Raw genomic sequence first — 16,595 nt, forward strand, 5'->3', positions numbered from 1 at the left:
TGGGACGGGGGAGGTTAACGCCAATGGAGAAGAAGTAAGACCAAGACGTGGACGCCCGTCCAAGTTAAGGCATTCTTCCGTGAAGTTGGAAGCCACGACCTCTACAAAGTAGGTCGTGGTAGTTCACCCGTTTTCTGTGTAAAACATTTTAAAGTGCGGAATCTGGTTTAATATATTCCCGGGTCAAAAAAAATTGAGCAAAAGCATGAACATCGTTTTAATCCTTGTCACCTGTCCTGATAATGCTGTTGCCCATGATCTGTCTAATCAGCTTCTCCAGCGTAGAGAGGCAGCATGTGTGAACATTATTCCCGGGATCTCTTCAGTTTATTGGTGGGAGGGTGAGGTTGAGTCCTCTTCTGAAGTGCTGCTAGTAATCAAAACAACTACGGAGCTGATCTCTAAAGCAGAGCAGACTGTAACTAATTATCATCCCTACGATACCCCTGAATTTGTGGTACTAAGTACACAGCATGTCAACGAACAGTATGCAGCTTGGCTGATTAATAATGTCGCTATTGCCTAAAATCCGGTAATTTCTGGCAATAGTTGGGGCGTTGCGTCAGTCTTCGAATGAATAGGAGTAGAGTGGGCATCCTGCCCGCGCGAAAATAAGGAGGAAACTGGCAAGATGCCAGTTCTACACAAGATGCCAGTTCTACACAAGATGCCAGTTCTACACAAGATGCCAGTTCTACACAAGATGCCAGTTCTACACAAGATGCCAGTTCTACACAAGATGCCAGTTCTACACAAGATGCCAGTTCCACCAAGATGCCCATTCCACAAAACTATTAAAATCCTTCCATTATTAAGCAACGCCATAGTTATAATTATATCCTTATTCCCGATTCCCGATTCCCGATTCCCGATTCCCGATTCCCTAGCAGAAGGAAGCTATGTTTTTATAACTGATTATCTGAACATGATCTAATTTCCTCCCGATCAACTCCAGTGATATTAGCAACTTGTTCAACATCCATCCCTGATTGCAACAGATTGACTATAATCTGTTTCACTTGTTGCTGGGCTTGTTCTTTTGCTTCCCGTTCCTGTTCGGTATCAGTCAGAAGCCAATTTCCCGAACCATCACACCAGCGCAACCAATTACGAGTTATGCCAGCATACTCTCCCCACCACAATCCCACACCTATGTCTAGTTCTGGAATCCAAATCTGGGGTGGGTCAGCTAAAATCCCTTGCTCTTGGTAACCAGCTCCGATTAATTTGAAAAACCGAATTTGGTTGGTATAGCGACTAAACACGAGATAATAAGGTACCCGTAATCGTTGCTCATAGACTTCCCACTTGGAAGGAATAGTTTGATGGGTACGCTCACTGCTACTATTACTAGTTTTATTACTATCTTGTAGTTTAATCTTATCACTATTTCCATCAACTCTTATAGATGCTTGAGATTCTTGATCTAGGTTATCCCCCAAGTCGTCTTTTGCAGTTGTCGGTGATAGCAATTCTACAATTATAAAGGGATTAACTCCTTCTTGCCAAATTACATAGCTAGATCTAATATCAGTGCCTTCGTATAAACGGGGAACTCCCACTACTAAAAACCAATCCGGGCGTTTATACCATTGAGGATGGCGCACATCATAGTAAAGATTTAAATCTGTACCAATAAATACTTCCTCAGAAGGGTAATACTGACAACGAAAGGTGCGACTTAATAATTCTGGTTGTAAATCGTGAAATTCGTCTGCCAAACCAGGTTCCTCCGGATTCTCACTTGGCAGGTCATACATGCTAGGTAGCGTTTCTTTAGGAGAGGCAGGAGCTTCACTTTGGGGAATCAAGTTTTTAGTCATTTTTTTAGGGAGTAGGGAGTAGGGAATCGGGAGTAGGGAGTAGGGAGTAGGGAATCGGGAATCGGGAGTAGGGAGTAGGGAATCGGGAATAGTAGGAAAGATATCAGAGTTGTTTTTATTATAAAAAATTATTGAACATAAATTTATTATAATTTATTTGTTGTAATTTCAATTTATAGTCTTATTTTTTGAATGTTAATCGCTAATATTATAACGTTTATTATCCTGATCAGGTACATTCAATTTTCTTCCCCCTGCTCCCTGCTCCCTGCTCCCTGTTCCCTGTTCCCTGTTCCCTAAAATCCAGAAATTGTATACCTCACCCAATTGATAACTACTATAAAACTTCAATCCAAATTATTTTGTTTTCTAACCCAAGCCCTAAACGCCCGTAATGTTGCTGTTTCGCCATCGACTAAACTTTGGTTAATAAACCTAGGAATAGCATTCAAAGGCATCCAAGGGAAGGTTGGACTCTGATTTACTTGATTATAAATTAAAATCGGTTGTTGTAGCACAAAAACTTCTAATTTTTGTCCATTATAACGCCACAATTCAGGGACACCAAGCGCTGCATAAATAGGACGCTTATCTAAAGAACCACTGGTGATATCGACTTCTAAGACTAAATCAGGCGGTGGGTCATGATCTAAATTAATGGTTTGCTTATGTCTTACCAATGGCTCATTTTGGAGATAGTAACAGGAGTCAGGTTCTGCACCTTTTAACCGTGTTTCTCGCTTAAGAGTCAAGGAGCCAAAGGTTTTGATAGTTAGATTTAATTCATCAGCGATCGCACCAATCAAGCGTTCAATAAAGCGGTTATTATTTTCATGGGGGCCTAAGGGAGTCATAATTTCTAATCTTCCGTCATCGTAAGCCAAGCGAGTGGAGCGGTCTTCTCCTAATTCTGTGAGTAATTGTTCAAAGATATGCCAACTGACATTGTTGCAAATTACCCGCTGTTCAGCCAGTTCATAATTTCCTGTGATCATGGGATGGGATTACCTCTTTAGGATTACTTTTATATATAGCAGTGCTCAATTGGTTGAGGGACTTTTTACTGGGTTTTAGGGAGTAGGGAGTAGGGAGTAGGGAGTAGGGAGTAGGGAGTAGGGAGTAGGGAGTAGGGAGTAGGGAGTAGTAGCAAAGGGGTCAGTTTTTTTTATTATAAATTAATTTTACATTTTGTTTCAACTAAATATGGTAGTTTATATTTTTAAATAGTTACTTTATTTTAAATTTATAGGGTTATTTTTTTTTACGTTAATCAATAAGATAATAGCGTTTATTATTCTAAATAGGTACAGTCAACTTTCTTCCCCCTGCTCCGAAGTCCCTGCTCCGAAGTCCCTGCTCCCTATTCGAGGTTTAGTTTAAGCATTTAGCTGACAGCTGACAGCTGACGGCACCTCAAGCAGCGTGCGCGTAGCGCATAGGCTTGCTTTTTGACAAATGATTTAAAATTGCCATAGAAGCTGAAGGAAATGCGATCGCTATGACTCAGGAACAACCAATTGCCGAAGGAACACTAGTACTAGAACCAGGTACATTGTGGCCGAAACTGAAAGCACAAACTGAACACGCTATTGAATGTAAAGCACTCCACTCCATAGCGACAGAATACGAATTCGTAGAACAGGAGGGTATTCGCTTCCTGGTGCGGATTTTGTCTAATCTGGTACGGAAAGACAAAGCCAAAAAGAAGCAAGAGGAAAAAACAGCTACTTCATCCAAGGATTTCAACCCTTTTCTTCCCTACGAACAAGATTTATTTGTAGCAGACCTTTCCGACACCCACCTGTGTCTGTTGAACAAATACAACGTAGTTGACCATCACCTGCTGATCATAACCCGTGCTTTCGAGGAGCAAGATACTTGGCTGACTTTGCAGGATTTTGCTGCTATGTGGGCATGTCTTGCCGAAATTGATGGCTTGGCATTCTATAATGCTGGAAAGATTGGTGGTGCGAGTCAACGACACAAGCACTTGCAACTAGTTCCTCTGCCCCTAGCCCCTGAAGGAGTTAACATCCCGATCGAAAATGCGATCGCATCAGCTAGCTTTCAGGACTCTGTTGGCACCATCCCAACCCTACCCTTCATCCATGCTATTGTTCAGCTTGACCCTAGTTGGGTAAAATCCCCGTGGGATGCTGCTCAAGCCACCCTCAAGTTGTACCATAGATTACTTAGTGCAGTCGGCTTGCCATGGAATAATGCCAATGGTAACAAGCAATCCGGTGCCTACAATCTCCTCGCCACAAGGCAATGGATGTTGCTTTTACCCCGTTCTCAAGCAGATTTCCAGTCAATTGGTGTCAACTCCCTCGGATTTGCCGGAGCTCTCCTAGTCCGAAACCAAGAGCAAATGAAACGTCTGAAAGACCATGGTCCCATGACAATTTTGAGAAACGTTGCCGTTAATTGGTAATTAAGGAAAGGGAATAGGGAATAGGGAGTAGGGAGTAGGGAGTAGGGAGTAGGGAGTAGGGAGTAGGGAGTAGGGAGTAGGGGGAAGAAACTTGAATGTATCTCATCATGATGAAAAACGCTATAATACCCAATTGTTAAGTATTAATTTAAAATTAGTATTTTTATAGTTATACAGTGCGTTGATCGCAGTTATGAGGTACAGTCATCTTTGATGCTAATTCCCTTAAAACCATCTTTACTATAGCTATTATAAATATATCATGAGCAATCTTGATGATTGCTCATAACATCAAAAACTATTTGGATCTCTTTCCTATTTCTGCCTGCTCCCTGCTCCCTACTCCCTACTCCCTACTCCCTGTTCCCTGTTCCCTATTCCCTGTTCCCTTTGCTATAGTTTCAATTATCCCCTAATTATCGTAGTTAGCATGATCAATAAAATTACTCTTGATTCTATCTGGTTCAGAAATTTACTGATCATCGTAATCGTACTGGGAGTAGTCTTTAGATTTTACAACCTAGACCGTAAAGTTTACTGGTACGACGAGACAATGACCTCCATTAGAATTTCTGGTCACACTCGAACCGAACTAGTAGAAACAATTTTCGATGGTCAGATTATCAGCGTAGAAAAATTGTTGAAACAGTACCAATTTCCTAATACTGAAAGAGATATCAATGACACTATTAATTCCCTAGCCGGTAATCCCGAACATTCTCCCCTTTACTACCTAATGGCTAGGTTATGGTTACAAACCTTTGGCAATTCCGTAGGAACGATCAGACTGCTATCAGTAATAATTAGCTTATTAGCATTGCCCTGTGCTTACTGGCTGTGCTTAGAACTATTTGGTTCAAAATTAATCGGCTGGGTAGCTGTTGCCATAATTGCTATTTCTCCCTTTCATGTTTTGTATGCCCAAGAAGCCCGAGAATATAGTTTATGGACCGTTACCATTTTGCTTTCTAGTGCAGTCCTATTATGGGCAATGAATTATTATAGGAGAAAGCAATTCATCAAAAAAAATTATCGATGGATTATCTATAGCTTTACTGTTGCCTTAGCACTTTATACTCACCCTTTCTCAGCCTTTGTTTTAATTGGACAGGGATTGTATGTATTAATTACCGAAGGTGGTCGGTGGAGTAAGCGGGTAACTAGCTATTTACTAGCCTCCTTAGGAGGAATACTGCTATTCTCACCTTGGCTAATCATTGTTATCACTAATTTATCCAAATTTATCGCTAATACTGACTCAGTTAATCATAGTCGTTCAGGCTTCTTACCCCTATTTTGGACCTTAAACCTCAGTCGGATTTTCTTTGATGTTAACCAAGGCATCCATCCTTTGAGTCCCCTCCACTATCTAAGTTTATTTTTAGCAGGCTACGCCCTCTACTATCTTTGTCGTCAAGCTCCTCAGCATGCTTGGGTATTTATTATTACCTTAATTGGAGTGACAGGAATTGCTCTAATCGGTCCAGATGTGCTATTAGGTGGTCGCCGTTCTAGCATTACTCGCTATGCTATTCCCTGTTATCTAGGCATTCAGTTAGCTATTGCTTATTTCCTGACAACCGAAGCCAAAAACTCAGGAAAATATACCAAGGGAATGATTGATGGAAATTTAGCAAATCCCGAAGATAGGCAAAATCAGCAAGTAAGGGGTGACCATGACATAGTGCCCATGGTAAAAACCCGACAAAATCCTAAAACTTGGAAGTCTATAGCAATTGCTCTGGCATTTAGCGGCATACTCTCCTGTATAGTCAGCTCTCAACTGCCAGTTTGGTGGCACAAGAGCTATGCGAAGAGTCGCAATAATCCCCCGGTAGCAGCTTGGATTAATCAAATCCCACAACCACTCTTGATCAGTAATGAAATTCCCGGTAGGGTTCTATCTCTGTGTCATCTACTTCGTCCGGATGTACAGCTGATGTTATTGGATAAATCCAATAGCTCTACCAACATCCCGGAGATTCCGGAGGGTTTCGAAAATGTTTTACTTTATCGACCGTCAGAGGAATTGCGCCAGGGAATTGAAACCACCTATAAGTATAGCGTTAAACCTACCGATCAATCTTGGCTCTGGAAACTATCAAGATAGGGATCTTCGTCAGATCAAAAAAGTAGTAGTATTATCTGCCTTATCCCGAGTTGCATTCACACCATTGGGACACAGCACCTTCTTCCATCTCCTCCCCCTCTTCCCCTTCTTCCCAATCATGATTGGGAATGGTGAGATCCTCTTGAAAAGCACTTGGTATTCGGCACCTATAACTGATACCCCTACTCCCTGTATTTCCCTGATAAATTAAGATGACGATGCCCCCATATTCCCTCGGAACTCCAGTTGTAAGGTGCAAACCAATCAAGATGAGTAACTCTCCCAATCCTGGTAATCTACCAGAGCCTACTCCGGAAAATACTCCAGAACCTACGGTAAGTACAGGTTTTTGGCAGAGGCTGCTACGTCCGGTCTTCATGCTTATGGTCATGATTCTAGTTTCTGGGATAGGGGGCGGAAGCCTTTTTGCTTGGTATTTCATCCAGAAGCAATTAGCACCAACGGTAGAGAAAAATTTATCTAGCTTTCTTAACCGGAAAGTCAATGTCGGACCAGTGGAGGGCTTTTCCCTAAATGGTGTAAGGTTTGGTTCTTCGGAAATACCAGCTACCCCTACGGATCCCGATCATCTTGTTACCGAGGCAGTGAAGGTAAGCTATAACCCCGTTAAACTGCTGTTTACCAGAACCCTAGAACTAGATGTAACCCTAGTTGAACCTAATATATATGTTGAACAGGACAAAGATTTAAACTGGGTGTCTACAGCATTTACACAAACTGCCCAAGATTCTGCGTTTAAGGTAGACCCAAAGGTGGTGCGGTGGCGGGATGCGGATGTGGTGGTGGTGCCAAGATCTCAAGTGGGCATCAAAGAACCACCGATGAGATTTACTGAGGTTCGGGGGAAAAGTAAATTTCTCGACGGAGGTCAGCTGATTCGCTTTGATGTAAATAGTCAGCCGTTAACTGGGGGAAATTTAAAGGTTAAGGGAGATTACCGCCTCTCTCAAGAAAAAACTGACTTGCACCTTGATGTCGATAACGTGAGTGCGGCAGAGGTTAGTAAAGTACTTCTGATTCCCCTGAAGCTTCAAGGGGGTAAACTGGGTGGCAACCTGAGAATACAACGGAATAATGCTGAACAGCCTTGGCAGTATTGGGGTACGATTAACTTTTCCGACACCACCGCCCGCTTAGAACCCTTGCCCCAACTGTTCACTGAAAGCAAAGGTAAGCTGAGCTTTCGAGGGAGTCAGATTTGGCTCAATAACATAACTTCCCGATTCGGTCAAGTACCTGCCCAAATTGGGGGAATGCTGGATATTGAGTCAGGGTACAAGCTCAGAGCAACAAGCGAACCGGTTCAGATACAGCAGTATGCACAGACCTTTGGCATCAAAGAGCTACCAGTAACTACTTTAGGTAAAGCACAGGCTACGTTTAAGGTCACTGGAGCTATCGACAACCCGATTGTGATTGGAGAGGCGTTTACCACCACTGCCGCCACCCTTGACCAGGTGAACTTCAGCTATATTACTGCTGACTTTACCGTTATTAATACTGAGCTGGCCATTAGAAACTTGCAGGCAAAACCAACAGTGGGTGGCTTAGTCACAGGCAAGGGGGATATCAAATTTATGGATCAGGGGGGGGCAGTATTTGATCTCAAAGCTGTGAATGTGCCAGCGAATGCGATCGCAAAACAGTATGGATTTAATCTACCCATTCCTCTGGGTCGAATTTATGGCAGAACCCAGATCTTTTCTCCCCTTGACAAGCCCGAGAATTTTCGTGCCACTGGTTATGCTAATCTGCCCATCGGTGATGGTGTTCTCAGAGCTACTAATTTTCAAGTGGGGGCTGGGCGCTGGCAGGGGTTAGTAGAAGCTAAGAATATTTCCGTGGCACCAATCCTAAAAACCTTGCCTGCACAATCTCTACCGCCACAATTCTCCGGACCGTTCAATGGTCAATTTAATCTGTCCGGTCGCCTTGATTCTTTCCAACCAGAAACCCTCCGTGCCAGCGGTTACGGCAGCGTGACGGTTGATGGTGGTACCTTGCGTGCTACTAATGTAAAACTGATCAATGGTGGTTTTTCTACCCTAGTCCAAGCCTCTGATCTTCCTCTAGAAGCCTTAGCACCAGTACCCTCTGAATTTAAAGGTCCCATCTCAGGGGAGTTGACTATCTCAGGGAATGTCAAGTCTTTTAGTCCTAGCACGATTACCGCTAGTGGGTCTGGTAGTTTAGATGTCGCAGCAGGGACTATTAAAGCTGATGCGATCGCGATCGCTAAAGGCCAGTTCCAAGCTCAAGTAGTCGCATCCAATCTCAAGTTAGGTCGTCTCGCACCAATACCACCGCAATTCAACGGTCCAGCGTCCGGGGAGTTTACCATCTCAGGGAATGTGGATTCGGTCAGTCCTAGTACCATTACCGCTAGTGGGTCTGGTAGTTTAGATGTAGCAGGAGGAACCATTAAAGCTGATGCTGTCGATATCGCTAAAGGCAACTTCAAAGCTCAAGTAGTTGCATCCAAGGTCAAGTTAGGTCGTCTCGCACCAATACCTCCGCAATTCGACGGTCCAGCTTCCGGGGAGTTTACCATCTCAGGGAATGTGGATTCGGTCAGTCCTAGCACCATTACTGCTAGTGGGTCTGGCAGTTTAGACCTAGCAGGAGGAACCATTAAAGCTGATGCTGTCGATATCGCTAAAGGCAACTTCAAAGCTCAAGTCGTAGCATCCAATCTCCAGTTAGGTCGTCTCGGACCAATACCATCGCAATTCGACGGTCCAGCGTCCGGAGAGTTTACCATCTCAGGGAATCTAGATTCGGTAAGTCCTAGCAGTATTACTGCTAGTGGGTCTGGTACTTTAGATGTGGAAGGGGGTAGAATTCAGGCTTCTCAAATCGATATTGCCAATGGTAACTTCCAGGCCAAGGTACAAACCTCTAAGCTCGACTTGGGTGCTCTTGCTCCGGTCCCGCCCCAATTCAATGGCCCTCTTTCCGGGAATGTCACTGTCTCTGGTAATCTAACTAATTTAACCATTGACGCCATTAAGGGCAAAGGGTCTGGACAACTCAAGGTTGCTGGTGGTCAATTACTAGGAACAGCTGAGTTTAGCAATGGTAAATTTCAGGGAGTTTTCCAGCCTACTAATCTCAAGTTGTGGGAGATTAATCCTGATTTACGAGGACGTCTCAATGGCAGTGTCAATATTTCTGCTCCGTTGCTATTGACACCAGATACAGCTCTGTCAGCAATCCAAGCTAAGGGTAAGCTGAATTTTAGTGAAGGCATTTCTATACTTGAGCGTTCCCTAGCCACATCCTTTGACTGGAATGGTCAAAAGCTAGAGATTAAAGAAGCCACAGCCGAGGGATTCAATGCTAATGGTTTTGTCAATCTAAACCCAGGCAGTCAGGGCTTACAAGCAATTAAGACCTTTGATTTCCAGGTACAAGCACAGGATTTGAATTTGCAACGATTACCGGCTGACCTGCCTGATGCGTTCAATTTAGGAGGCTTAGTCGGTTTTAACGGTCGCATTGCTGGTACTCCTCAAGCTCCGACAATTAACGGTGACTTAAGACTGCGGTACTTTTTTGCTGGTCCCCTGGAGTTTGAATCCTTACTGACAGGTCGAGTGAGTATAGCACCAAAGTCAGGGGTAAATCTCCAGCTAGCAGGTAATCAAGACAAACTGGAGGTGGTGCTAAACCCCAATTACCAACCCGTATCCTTTTTGCTGCAGTATCAGAACAAAACTGCTACTGGGATTCGGTCAGGGGATGAGCTACAAATGACCGTAAAGAATTTCCCCATCAATACCATTAAGAGTCTGGCTTTGAGTAGTGGTATGGTAGACGGGAAAAACCTCGAACCATGGTTAAGCAAACCCTTGGCGGGAGAGATATCTGGGCAGATTGGTCTCAACCTCAAGACCTTTGGGTCATCCGGTAAAATTGCGATCGAAAATCCCATCTTTGACAACCTCAGAGGTAAGCTGTTACAAGGCTTTTTCCAATACCAGCAAGGGACGATGACTCTGACCAATGGCTTGTTTGAAAAAGGTAAAAAAGGTGATAGTCAATACTTATTTGCTGCCAACGTCACCCAAACCCCCAACGGACCAGAATTTAAAGGAGAACTCCAGGCTAAGCTCGGAGAAATCCAGGATGTTCTGACTACCCTACAACTATTTGAGATCACTGACCTAGGTCGAGGCTTGCAAGCGCCCGTCTACGGCACAGCCGCTGATCTTGCCGTTACTGGAGTAGGTAACCCACAAAATAAGCTCAAACAACCTCTGCGGCGGATGTCAGAAATAGTCACCCTCCTAGAGAAGCAACGCCAGCAGCGTCAAGAGAGCTTTCTGTTACCAGAGCTTACCGAGATCAATGGTGGTTTTACTGGCAGTATCAGTATGGAAGGTTCAGTCAAAGATGGCATCCGTGCCAAATTTAATTTCCAAGGGGAAAACTGGCAGTGGGGTTCCTATAAAGCTGAGACAATTATTGCCCAAGGGAATTTTGAAGAAGGGGTACTGAATCTTTTACCTGTGCGGATTCAATCGGGTCAGAGCCTAGCCACCTTGTCCGGTAGTATCGGTGAACAAGGTCCATCGGGTCAGCTCAAGCTAAAGAACGTCCCGGTTTCCCTGATTAGAGAAGTGTTCAAATTTCCAGCTTCTGTTGGTTACGGAGGATTTGTTGATGCCACAGCGGACTTTTATGGAAGTCTAAGCAATCCCCAAGCTAGGGGAGCAATATCTGTAGTGGATGCCAGCCTAAACCGAACACCCCTCGAATCCATCAAAGGCAGCTTTAGTTACAACAATGCGCGGTTGAACGTCTTTGCCCAAAGTTTTCTGACCAAAGAGTCTGAACCCCTAACTGTAAATGCCAAAATCCCCTACAAGTTACCCTTTGCCGAAGTAGAGCCAGAAAATCGGCAAGTTAGTGTACAACTGACGGTTCAAAACGAAGGACTTGCCCGATTGAACATGCTTACCAATCAACAAATCACTTGGGTTGATGGTAAAGGACAAGTAGATTTAGATATTTCCGGTACCTTTGACCAAGACCAAGATTGGCGAGAGCAACTGGAGCAACTTACCGTTATTGGTAACATTAATGTACAAGACGCTACCATTGCTGCCCAAGCCTTACCGGAACCCCTGACAGAAGTTAATGGCAAAATCCGGTTTAACTTCAACCGGATGGAAATTGTAGACACCTTACAAGGGAATTTTGGTGGTGGTAAATTAGTAGCGGTAGGGAATTTGCCATTGCGAGACCTAGCTAGACCATTAGAGAATCCCCTCACCGTTGACCTGAATCAACTAGCCATCAATCTCAAAGGGATTTACAGTGGTGGTGTTCAAGGTCAGACCATCATTACTGGGACTCTGTTTAATCCTAGAATTGGTGGTTACATCGAATTGTTTGATGGTCGAGTACCGATTTCTGAATCTCAAACTGCCCCGATCGGGAGTAGCGGATCGGCTGGTGACGAACTAATCGAGTTCAATAACTTACAGTTAACCTTAGGTAAAAATATCCTAGTTCGACAGCTACCAGTATTAGATTTTCTCGCCAGCGGTACCCTTCTAATTAATGGGGACATGAGCGATATTAGACCAGAAGGAACCATTCAGCTGCTGCGCGGTCAGGTCAATCTCTTTACCACTCAGTTTCGTCTTGATAAAAATTACAACAACAACGCTCGATTTGTAGCCACTCTTGGCAGAGACCCAGAGTTAGATGTGCAGATGGTGGCATCAGTAATTGAGTCTAGGAAACAACCCATTACCAGTGAAACCTTTGCTAATGAAATTAGCGATAGCCCAACTAATTTTGGCACTACAGAAACTATTCGGGTTCAAGCAAAAGTAAAAGGGCGAGCAAGTCAGCTCTTTGACCGAGTGGAACTTAATAGTATGCCAAAACGTAGTGAAGGGGAAATTGTTGCTCTATTAGGGGGTGGCTTTGTGGATACCTTGGGTCGAGGCAATACTACCTTGGGTTTGGCAAACCTGGCTGGCTCAGCACTACTGAGTAATGTCAGCAACCTGATTGGTGATGCCGCAGGATTAGATGAGTTTCGCATTTTCCCTACTACAGTTACAGATGATAATAGACGCACTGATAGCTTAGAGCTAGGTGCTGAAGCAGGAATTAATATTACTAATAATTTATCATTTTCGTTGTTAAAAGTGTTAACTAATGATCAGCCAATTCAGTACAACTTGCGCTATCGAGTTAATGAAGAAGTTTTGCTACGCGGCGCTACAAATTTTTCAGATGATACTAAGATAATTGTCGAGTATGAAAATCGATTTTAATTAGAATTAAGAATTAAGAATTAAGAATTAAGAATTTAGAATTAAGAATTTAGAATTAAGAATTTAGAATTTAGAATTGGGAATCGGGAATCGGGAATCGGGAATCGGGAATCGGGAATCGGGAATCGGGAATCGGGAATCGGGAATCGGGGTAAGAGGCGTTGAGACAGCCCGCCGGAAAATTGCAACAGGCAAGATGCCTGTTCCACCCACCGGGTCAAACAGCTTTAATCAGATGCACCCGTTGATCACAGGTGTTCCTCTGACCAACAGTGGGGGGAACTCTAAGACTGAGACTAATCGGCCAGACAATTCTATGAAATGCGATCGCATCCCCCAAGCCCAAAAAGCTCATCCCTGATCTAGCTCCCAATACAGCACCAATCCCCTCAGACCAAGCCGTCAGCTTAACATAAACTTCTTTGGCCTATGGCCACGCTACGCGAACGGTAGAATTTAATAGTTCGAGATTTTTGGCCGTTGTCTAAACTACCCACACCTCCCTACTACCCACACCCCACACCCCACACCCTACTCCCTACTCCCTACTCCCTAAAAATCCTCTAGCATCCATTCTGAGGACCGCTCACCTAGTTCTATGGGAATACTGACCACTTTGCCTAGTCGTGGACGCTCACGGGTGTTGTTAATGAACTGTTGCACCTGGCTGGCTCCTCCCCAACCTCGGATATAGTTGGCTACTGTATCTAAATGCTCTAGGTACTCAGCTTCAGAAAGGGGGAAGGATTGCTGCTCCAGATACTTCCACATCACCTGAACAAAGATTTTCCCTTGAGTCCTCCGAATCTGGATGTCATAGGAGCGTCCCCACTTATTGAGCAGGAGTTGGTGCAAGTCCTGTCCTGTCATAGCCTGTTGCCCTAACTTAATGTTTACATTTTGTTACAAATACAACGCTTCTTAACTTTATGATAAAGCGTAAAAGAATGTAATAATACTTATAGTTCAAGCCGTGAATCCTTATATTGCAGGGATTTGGGCAACCCTGTCCAGTGGTTAAATTACACTACAGTTATAAAAACAGGGTTCAAAAAATTCTGGTAATTTTCCCAGAATTGTAAAAAAAGTATACCTTTAGGCGTTCAGTTATGGCTCAAGCTTCTGGCTCTCCAGACGTTCCAGATATGGGGCGTCGCCAATTTATGAACCTCTTGGCGTTTGGGACAATTACCGGCACATTTGTTGGAGCTCTCTACCCAATCGTTAAGTATTTTATCCCCCCATCCAGTGGTGGGGCTGGTGGTGGTGTCACAGCTAAAGATGCTTTGGGCAATGACATCAAGGTCAGCGAGTTTTTAGCTAGTCACAATGTAGGCGATCGCACCCTGACTCAAGGTCTCAAAGGGGACCCCACCTATGTGATTGTTACTGAAGATCAAGGTCTTGAGGCTTACGGTCTCAACGCGGTTTGCACTCACTTAGGCTGTGTTGTACCTTGGAATGCTAGCAAGAACCGGTTCATCTGTCCTTGCCATGGATCCCAGTATGACAATACTGGCAAGGTAGTACGTGGACCAGCGCCTTTGTCTCTAGCTTTGGCACACGCCACGGTAACAGAAAACGACACCCTAGTCTTCAGCACCTGGAAAGAAACTGATTTCCGCACTGGTGAAAACCCCTGGTGGAGTTAATTGCTCTAGTCCTTAGTCCTTAGTTTTTAGTTAATTGACTAGTGCTAATCAACCATTAGCAATTAACAAGTTGCAATTTTTAAATTACCAATTTTTGAGTTTTTTGGCTTAGTGATGAGAACACCTGATGTATCGGTGATGGTTAACCGTGGCAAGGGGATGATTGCCAGAGCTATCGTTTTGGTTGTGGCAGCTGTCGCCCTTTTCTTTGCCAGCGACCTGGCAGTTCCCCAGTCAGCTGCTGCCTATCCCTTCTGGGCACAGCAAACTGCACCAGAAACCCCTCGTGAAGCCACTGGCAAGATAGTTTGTGCTAATTGTCACCTAGCAGAGAAACCGACAGAAGTTGAAATTCCCCAATCGGTACTGCCAGATACTGTATTTGAAGCTGTGGTTAAAATCCCCTATGACCTAGAAGCACAAGAGGTCTATGGTGATGGTTCTAAAGGTGGCTTACAGGTCGGTGCCGTGGTGATGTTACCGGAAGGTTTCAAGATTGCTCCTCCTGACCGGATTCCGGAGGAAATGCAAGAAGAAACCGAAAACATGTACTACCAACCTTACAGCGAAGAGCAGGAAAATATAGTACTCGTTGGTCCTCTACCAGGTGAGGAGTATCAAGAAATTGTGTTCCCAGTTCTCTCTCCTGACCCCAGAACTGAGAAAAATATCTATTTTGGTAAATACCAGCTTCATGTTGGTGGTAACCGGGGACGGGGTCAGGTTTACCCCGCTGGTAACCTTAGCAATAATAATGCCTTCAATGCCTCTGCCACTGGTGAAATTACCAAAATTACCTTTGAAGAGTATGTTGGCTACGACGTCACTATCAAGACCCCAGACGGCGAGACTGTAGTTGATACGGTTCCCCCTGGCCCAGAGTTACTGGTTGCTGAAGGAGATAAGGTAGTATCAGGACAAGCTCTGAGTACTGATCCTAATGTTGGTGGATTTGGTCAAAGGGATGTGGAAGTGGTCCTCCAAGACCCAGCTCGGATTAAGTGGTTGATGCTATTCATCGGCGCGATTATGCTATCTCAAGTCTTGCTAGTTATTAAGAAGAAGCAAGTTGAGAAAGTCCAAGCTGCTGAAATGAATTTCTAGTCTTAAGTGGCTGGTTTAGAAGTCACTATTGCAATAGTTATTGGTTAAAGGTTGACAGTTGATCGTCTTGGGGTACATGGTTGTTTCTCTTGACTATATCAATGGTCAACCTTTATTTATCACAACCCTTAATCATCCAATAGTGGTCGGTCATTGTGCAACTCCCATGTCTGTTTGACCAGTTTTTCCTGAGAACCACGCATGGCTCTAATCGCTATAAAGGTTTCGAGAATTGGCTGCAAGCAACGCTGGGCATCTTCATAACCACGCTCTTTGAGTTCTTTGATGCGTTCAGGGCTGAAGTCTAGCAAACTATCAATGAAACCGATAACTGGCCTATTCGATTTATTGATTTGTTGTTCTGGTCTAATTTCAATGATGGCTTGCTCTGGAAAGTCGTGGCGGCTCCAGGTTTCTCCGTTATCTAAGTGAATTACAATGGCGAAAGTACATCCACGATCGGCTAATGCTCCCAAGGGGATATTATCTCCCAAAGCACCGTCTACATAGAACTGACCATTAACTTCTCGTTGAGGAAATGCCAAGGGAATGGCAGCACTAGCAAGGAGTAAATTATAGAGAGTTTCATCATCTTGGCAATCCTGCACCCGAAGCCAGCGGGCGGATGTACCAGCTTGGGCTCGCAAAAGATCGACTAAGGGCATCAGTAAATCGTAGTCTAAGTCTGGTATTTTCAGTGCTGGAAATACTGTTGCCCATAACTCAATACCTTTTCGCAGCTTAGCCGGGTCTACGGCTTCGCGTAATAGAGTTTCTACAGGTTCAGGGTCAAAGATTGCGTTGTGGTCTTCGGGCAATCCTATCTTTACTAAGAAATCAAACCACCACGTTCTCAGATTTGGGATAAAAGCTTTAGCACCATAGCTTAATGTTTTAAGAACTGCACTCTTATTGGGACGGATAACCTGTTTTTGACCTAATTGATCCCAAAGTTTATTCAATCGCTTGACACCTTCCGCAAATGATTCACTGGATGCGAGAACAGCGCCATTAAGGGTGCCGATGCTAGTGCCAGCAATAATTTGTGGCTCTAGTCCAATTTCGGCAAGATATTTACATACACCGGCCTGATATGCTCCTTTAGCACCACCACCAGCTAGTACAAGTCCAAATTTGGGGTTTGTGTGTTCCATA

At 44.1% G+C, this 16,595-nt stretch carries 16 protein-coding genes; 9 read left to right on the top strand and 7 right to left on the bottom strand.

Going from position 1 to position 16,595, the window contains the following annotated elements; all coding sequences use genetic code 11:
- The first annotated feature begins 205 nt into the window (after window positions 1-205).
- Window positions 206-526 carry a divalent-cation tolerance protein CutA gene (cutA, locus tag F6K53_RS17155; RefSeq protein WP_293026556.1) on the top strand — a complete coding sequence of 107 codons (321 nt, stop codon included), beginning with the start codon at window positions 206-208 and terminating at the stop codon, window positions 524-526.
- Here the strand turns inward: cutA and F6K53_RS17160 are convergent.
- Window positions 516-770: a hypothetical protein gene (locus F6K53_RS17160; protein ID WP_293081404.1), complete on the bottom strand. Its 255-nt coding sequence runs from the start codon at window positions 768-770 to the stop codon at window positions 516-518. The genes cutA and F6K53_RS17160 overlap by 11 nt on opposite strands.
- On the opposite strand from F6K53_RS17160, the gene F6K53_RS17165 reads away from it, so the two are divergent.
- On the top strand, window positions 758-934 hold the full coding sequence (locus F6K53_RS17165) for a hypothetical protein (protein ID WP_293047998.1): 177 nt from the start codon (window positions 758-760) through the stop codon (window positions 932-934). The two genes, F6K53_RS17160 and F6K53_RS17165, sit on opposite strands and share 13 nt — an antisense overlap.
- On the opposite strand, the gene F6K53_RS17170 is transcribed toward F6K53_RS17165, so the two are convergent.
- Window positions 906-1,823 carry a Uma2 family endonuclease gene (locus F6K53_RS17170; RefSeq protein ID WP_293047995.1) on the bottom strand — a complete coding sequence of 306 codons (918 nt, stop codon included), beginning with the start codon at window positions 1,821-1,823 and terminating at the stop codon, window positions 906-908. The two genes, F6K53_RS17165 and F6K53_RS17170, sit on opposite strands and share 29 nt — an antisense overlap.
- Window positions 1,824-2,170: 347 nt before the next feature.
- The gene (locus F6K53_RS17175; protein WP_293047990.1) at window positions 2,171-2,818 is read right to left on the bottom strand and encodes a Uma2 family endonuclease; all 648 of its coding nucleotides are present in this window, start codon (window positions 2,816-2,818) and stop codon (window positions 2,171-2,173) included.
- 503 nt (window positions 2,819-3,321) lie between these two features.
- Here F6K53_RS17175 and F6K53_RS17180 point away from each other — a divergent pair.
- From F6K53_RS17180 to F6K53_RS17190, 3 genes are all read left to right on the top strand, one after another.
- A complete protein-coding gene (locus tag F6K53_RS17180) occupies window positions 3,322-4,257 on the top strand; it encodes a phosphorylase (protein WP_293040986.1) in 936 nt (311 codons plus the stop codon).
- A 275-nt stretch (window positions 4,258-4,532) separates the two neighbouring features.
- Complete coding sequence (locus F6K53_RS17185; RefSeq protein ID WP_293025493.1) at window positions 4,533-4,673, top strand: hypothetical protein; 141 nt, start codon at window positions 4,533-4,535, stop codon at window positions 4,671-4,673.
- Between the two features lie 14 nt (window positions 4,674-4,687).
- On the top strand, window positions 4,688-6,367 hold the full coding sequence (locus F6K53_RS17190) for a glycosyltransferase family 39 protein (protein WP_293071708.1): 1,680 nt from the start codon (window positions 4,688-4,690) through the stop codon (window positions 6,365-6,367).
- Between the two features lie 40 nt (window positions 6,368-6,407).
- Here F6K53_RS17190 and F6K53_RS17195 read toward each other — a convergent pair whose 3' ends face one another.
- Window positions 6,408-6,758, bottom strand: coding sequence for a hypothetical protein (locus F6K53_RS17195; protein WP_293025491.1), 351 nt, complete (start codon window positions 6,756-6,758; stop codon window positions 6,408-6,410).
- Between F6K53_RS17195 and F6K53_RS17200 the strand changes: the two genes are divergently transcribed.
- On the top strand, window positions 6,751-12,684 hold the full coding sequence (locus tag F6K53_RS17200) for a translocation/assembly module TamB domain-containing protein (protein ID WP_293081406.1): 5,934 nt from the start codon (window positions 6,751-6,753) through the stop codon (window positions 12,682-12,684). The genes F6K53_RS17195 and F6K53_RS17200 overlap by 8 nt on opposite strands.
- 63 nt (window positions 12,685-12,747) lie before the next feature.
- Here F6K53_RS17200 and F6K53_RS17205 read toward each other — a convergent pair whose 3' ends face one another.
- Window positions 12,748-12,879 (bottom strand): hypothetical protein, encoded by a 132-nt coding sequence (locus F6K53_RS17205; protein ID WP_293081409.1) that lies wholly within the window; start codon window positions 12,877-12,879, stop codon window positions 12,748-12,750.
- Window position 12,880: 1 nt separating this feature from the next.
- Between F6K53_RS17205 and F6K53_RS17210 the strand changes: the two genes are divergently transcribed.
- Window positions 12,881-13,045, top strand: coding sequence for a hypothetical protein (locus F6K53_RS17210; protein ID WP_293025485.1), 165 nt, complete (start codon window positions 12,881-12,883; stop codon window positions 13,043-13,045).
- A gap of 191 nt (window positions 13,046-13,236) precedes the next feature.
- Here the strand turns inward: F6K53_RS17210 and F6K53_RS17215 are convergent, their stop codons facing one another.
- Window positions 13,237-13,554 (bottom strand): DUF3067 family protein, encoded by a 318-nt coding sequence (locus F6K53_RS17215; RefSeq protein ID WP_293057168.1) that lies wholly within the window; start codon window positions 13,552-13,554, stop codon window positions 13,237-13,239.
- Between the two features lie 239 nt (window positions 13,555-13,793).
- Here F6K53_RS17215 and petC point away from each other — a divergent pair, with 239 nt between their 5' ends.
- Window positions 13,794-14,336, top strand: coding sequence for a cytochrome b6-f complex iron-sulfur subunit (gene petC / locus F6K53_RS17220; protein ID WP_293025481.1), 543 nt, complete (start codon window positions 13,794-13,796; stop codon window positions 14,334-14,336).
- 114 nt (window positions 14,337-14,450) lie between these two features.
- Window positions 14,451-15,440 (top strand): cytochrome f, encoded by a 990-nt coding sequence (gene petA / locus F6K53_RS17225; RefSeq protein WP_293072135.1) that lies wholly within the window; start codon window positions 14,451-14,453, stop codon window positions 15,438-15,440.
- Window positions 15,441-15,568: 128 nt separating this feature from the next.
- Here petA and F6K53_RS17230 read toward each other — a convergent pair whose 3' ends face one another.
- Window positions 15,569-16,594, bottom strand: coding sequence for a patatin-like phospholipase family protein (locus F6K53_RS17230; protein ID WP_293072133.1), 1,026 nt, complete (start codon window positions 16,592-16,594; stop codon window positions 15,569-15,571).
- Window position 16,595: the final 1 nt, after the last annotated feature.

Origin of the sequence: Moorena sp. SIO4A1 (genome assembly GCF_010672065.1) — a bacterium.
Classification (GTDB): Bacteria; Cyanobacteriota; Cyanobacteriia; order Cyanobacteriales; family Coleofasciculaceae; genus Moorena.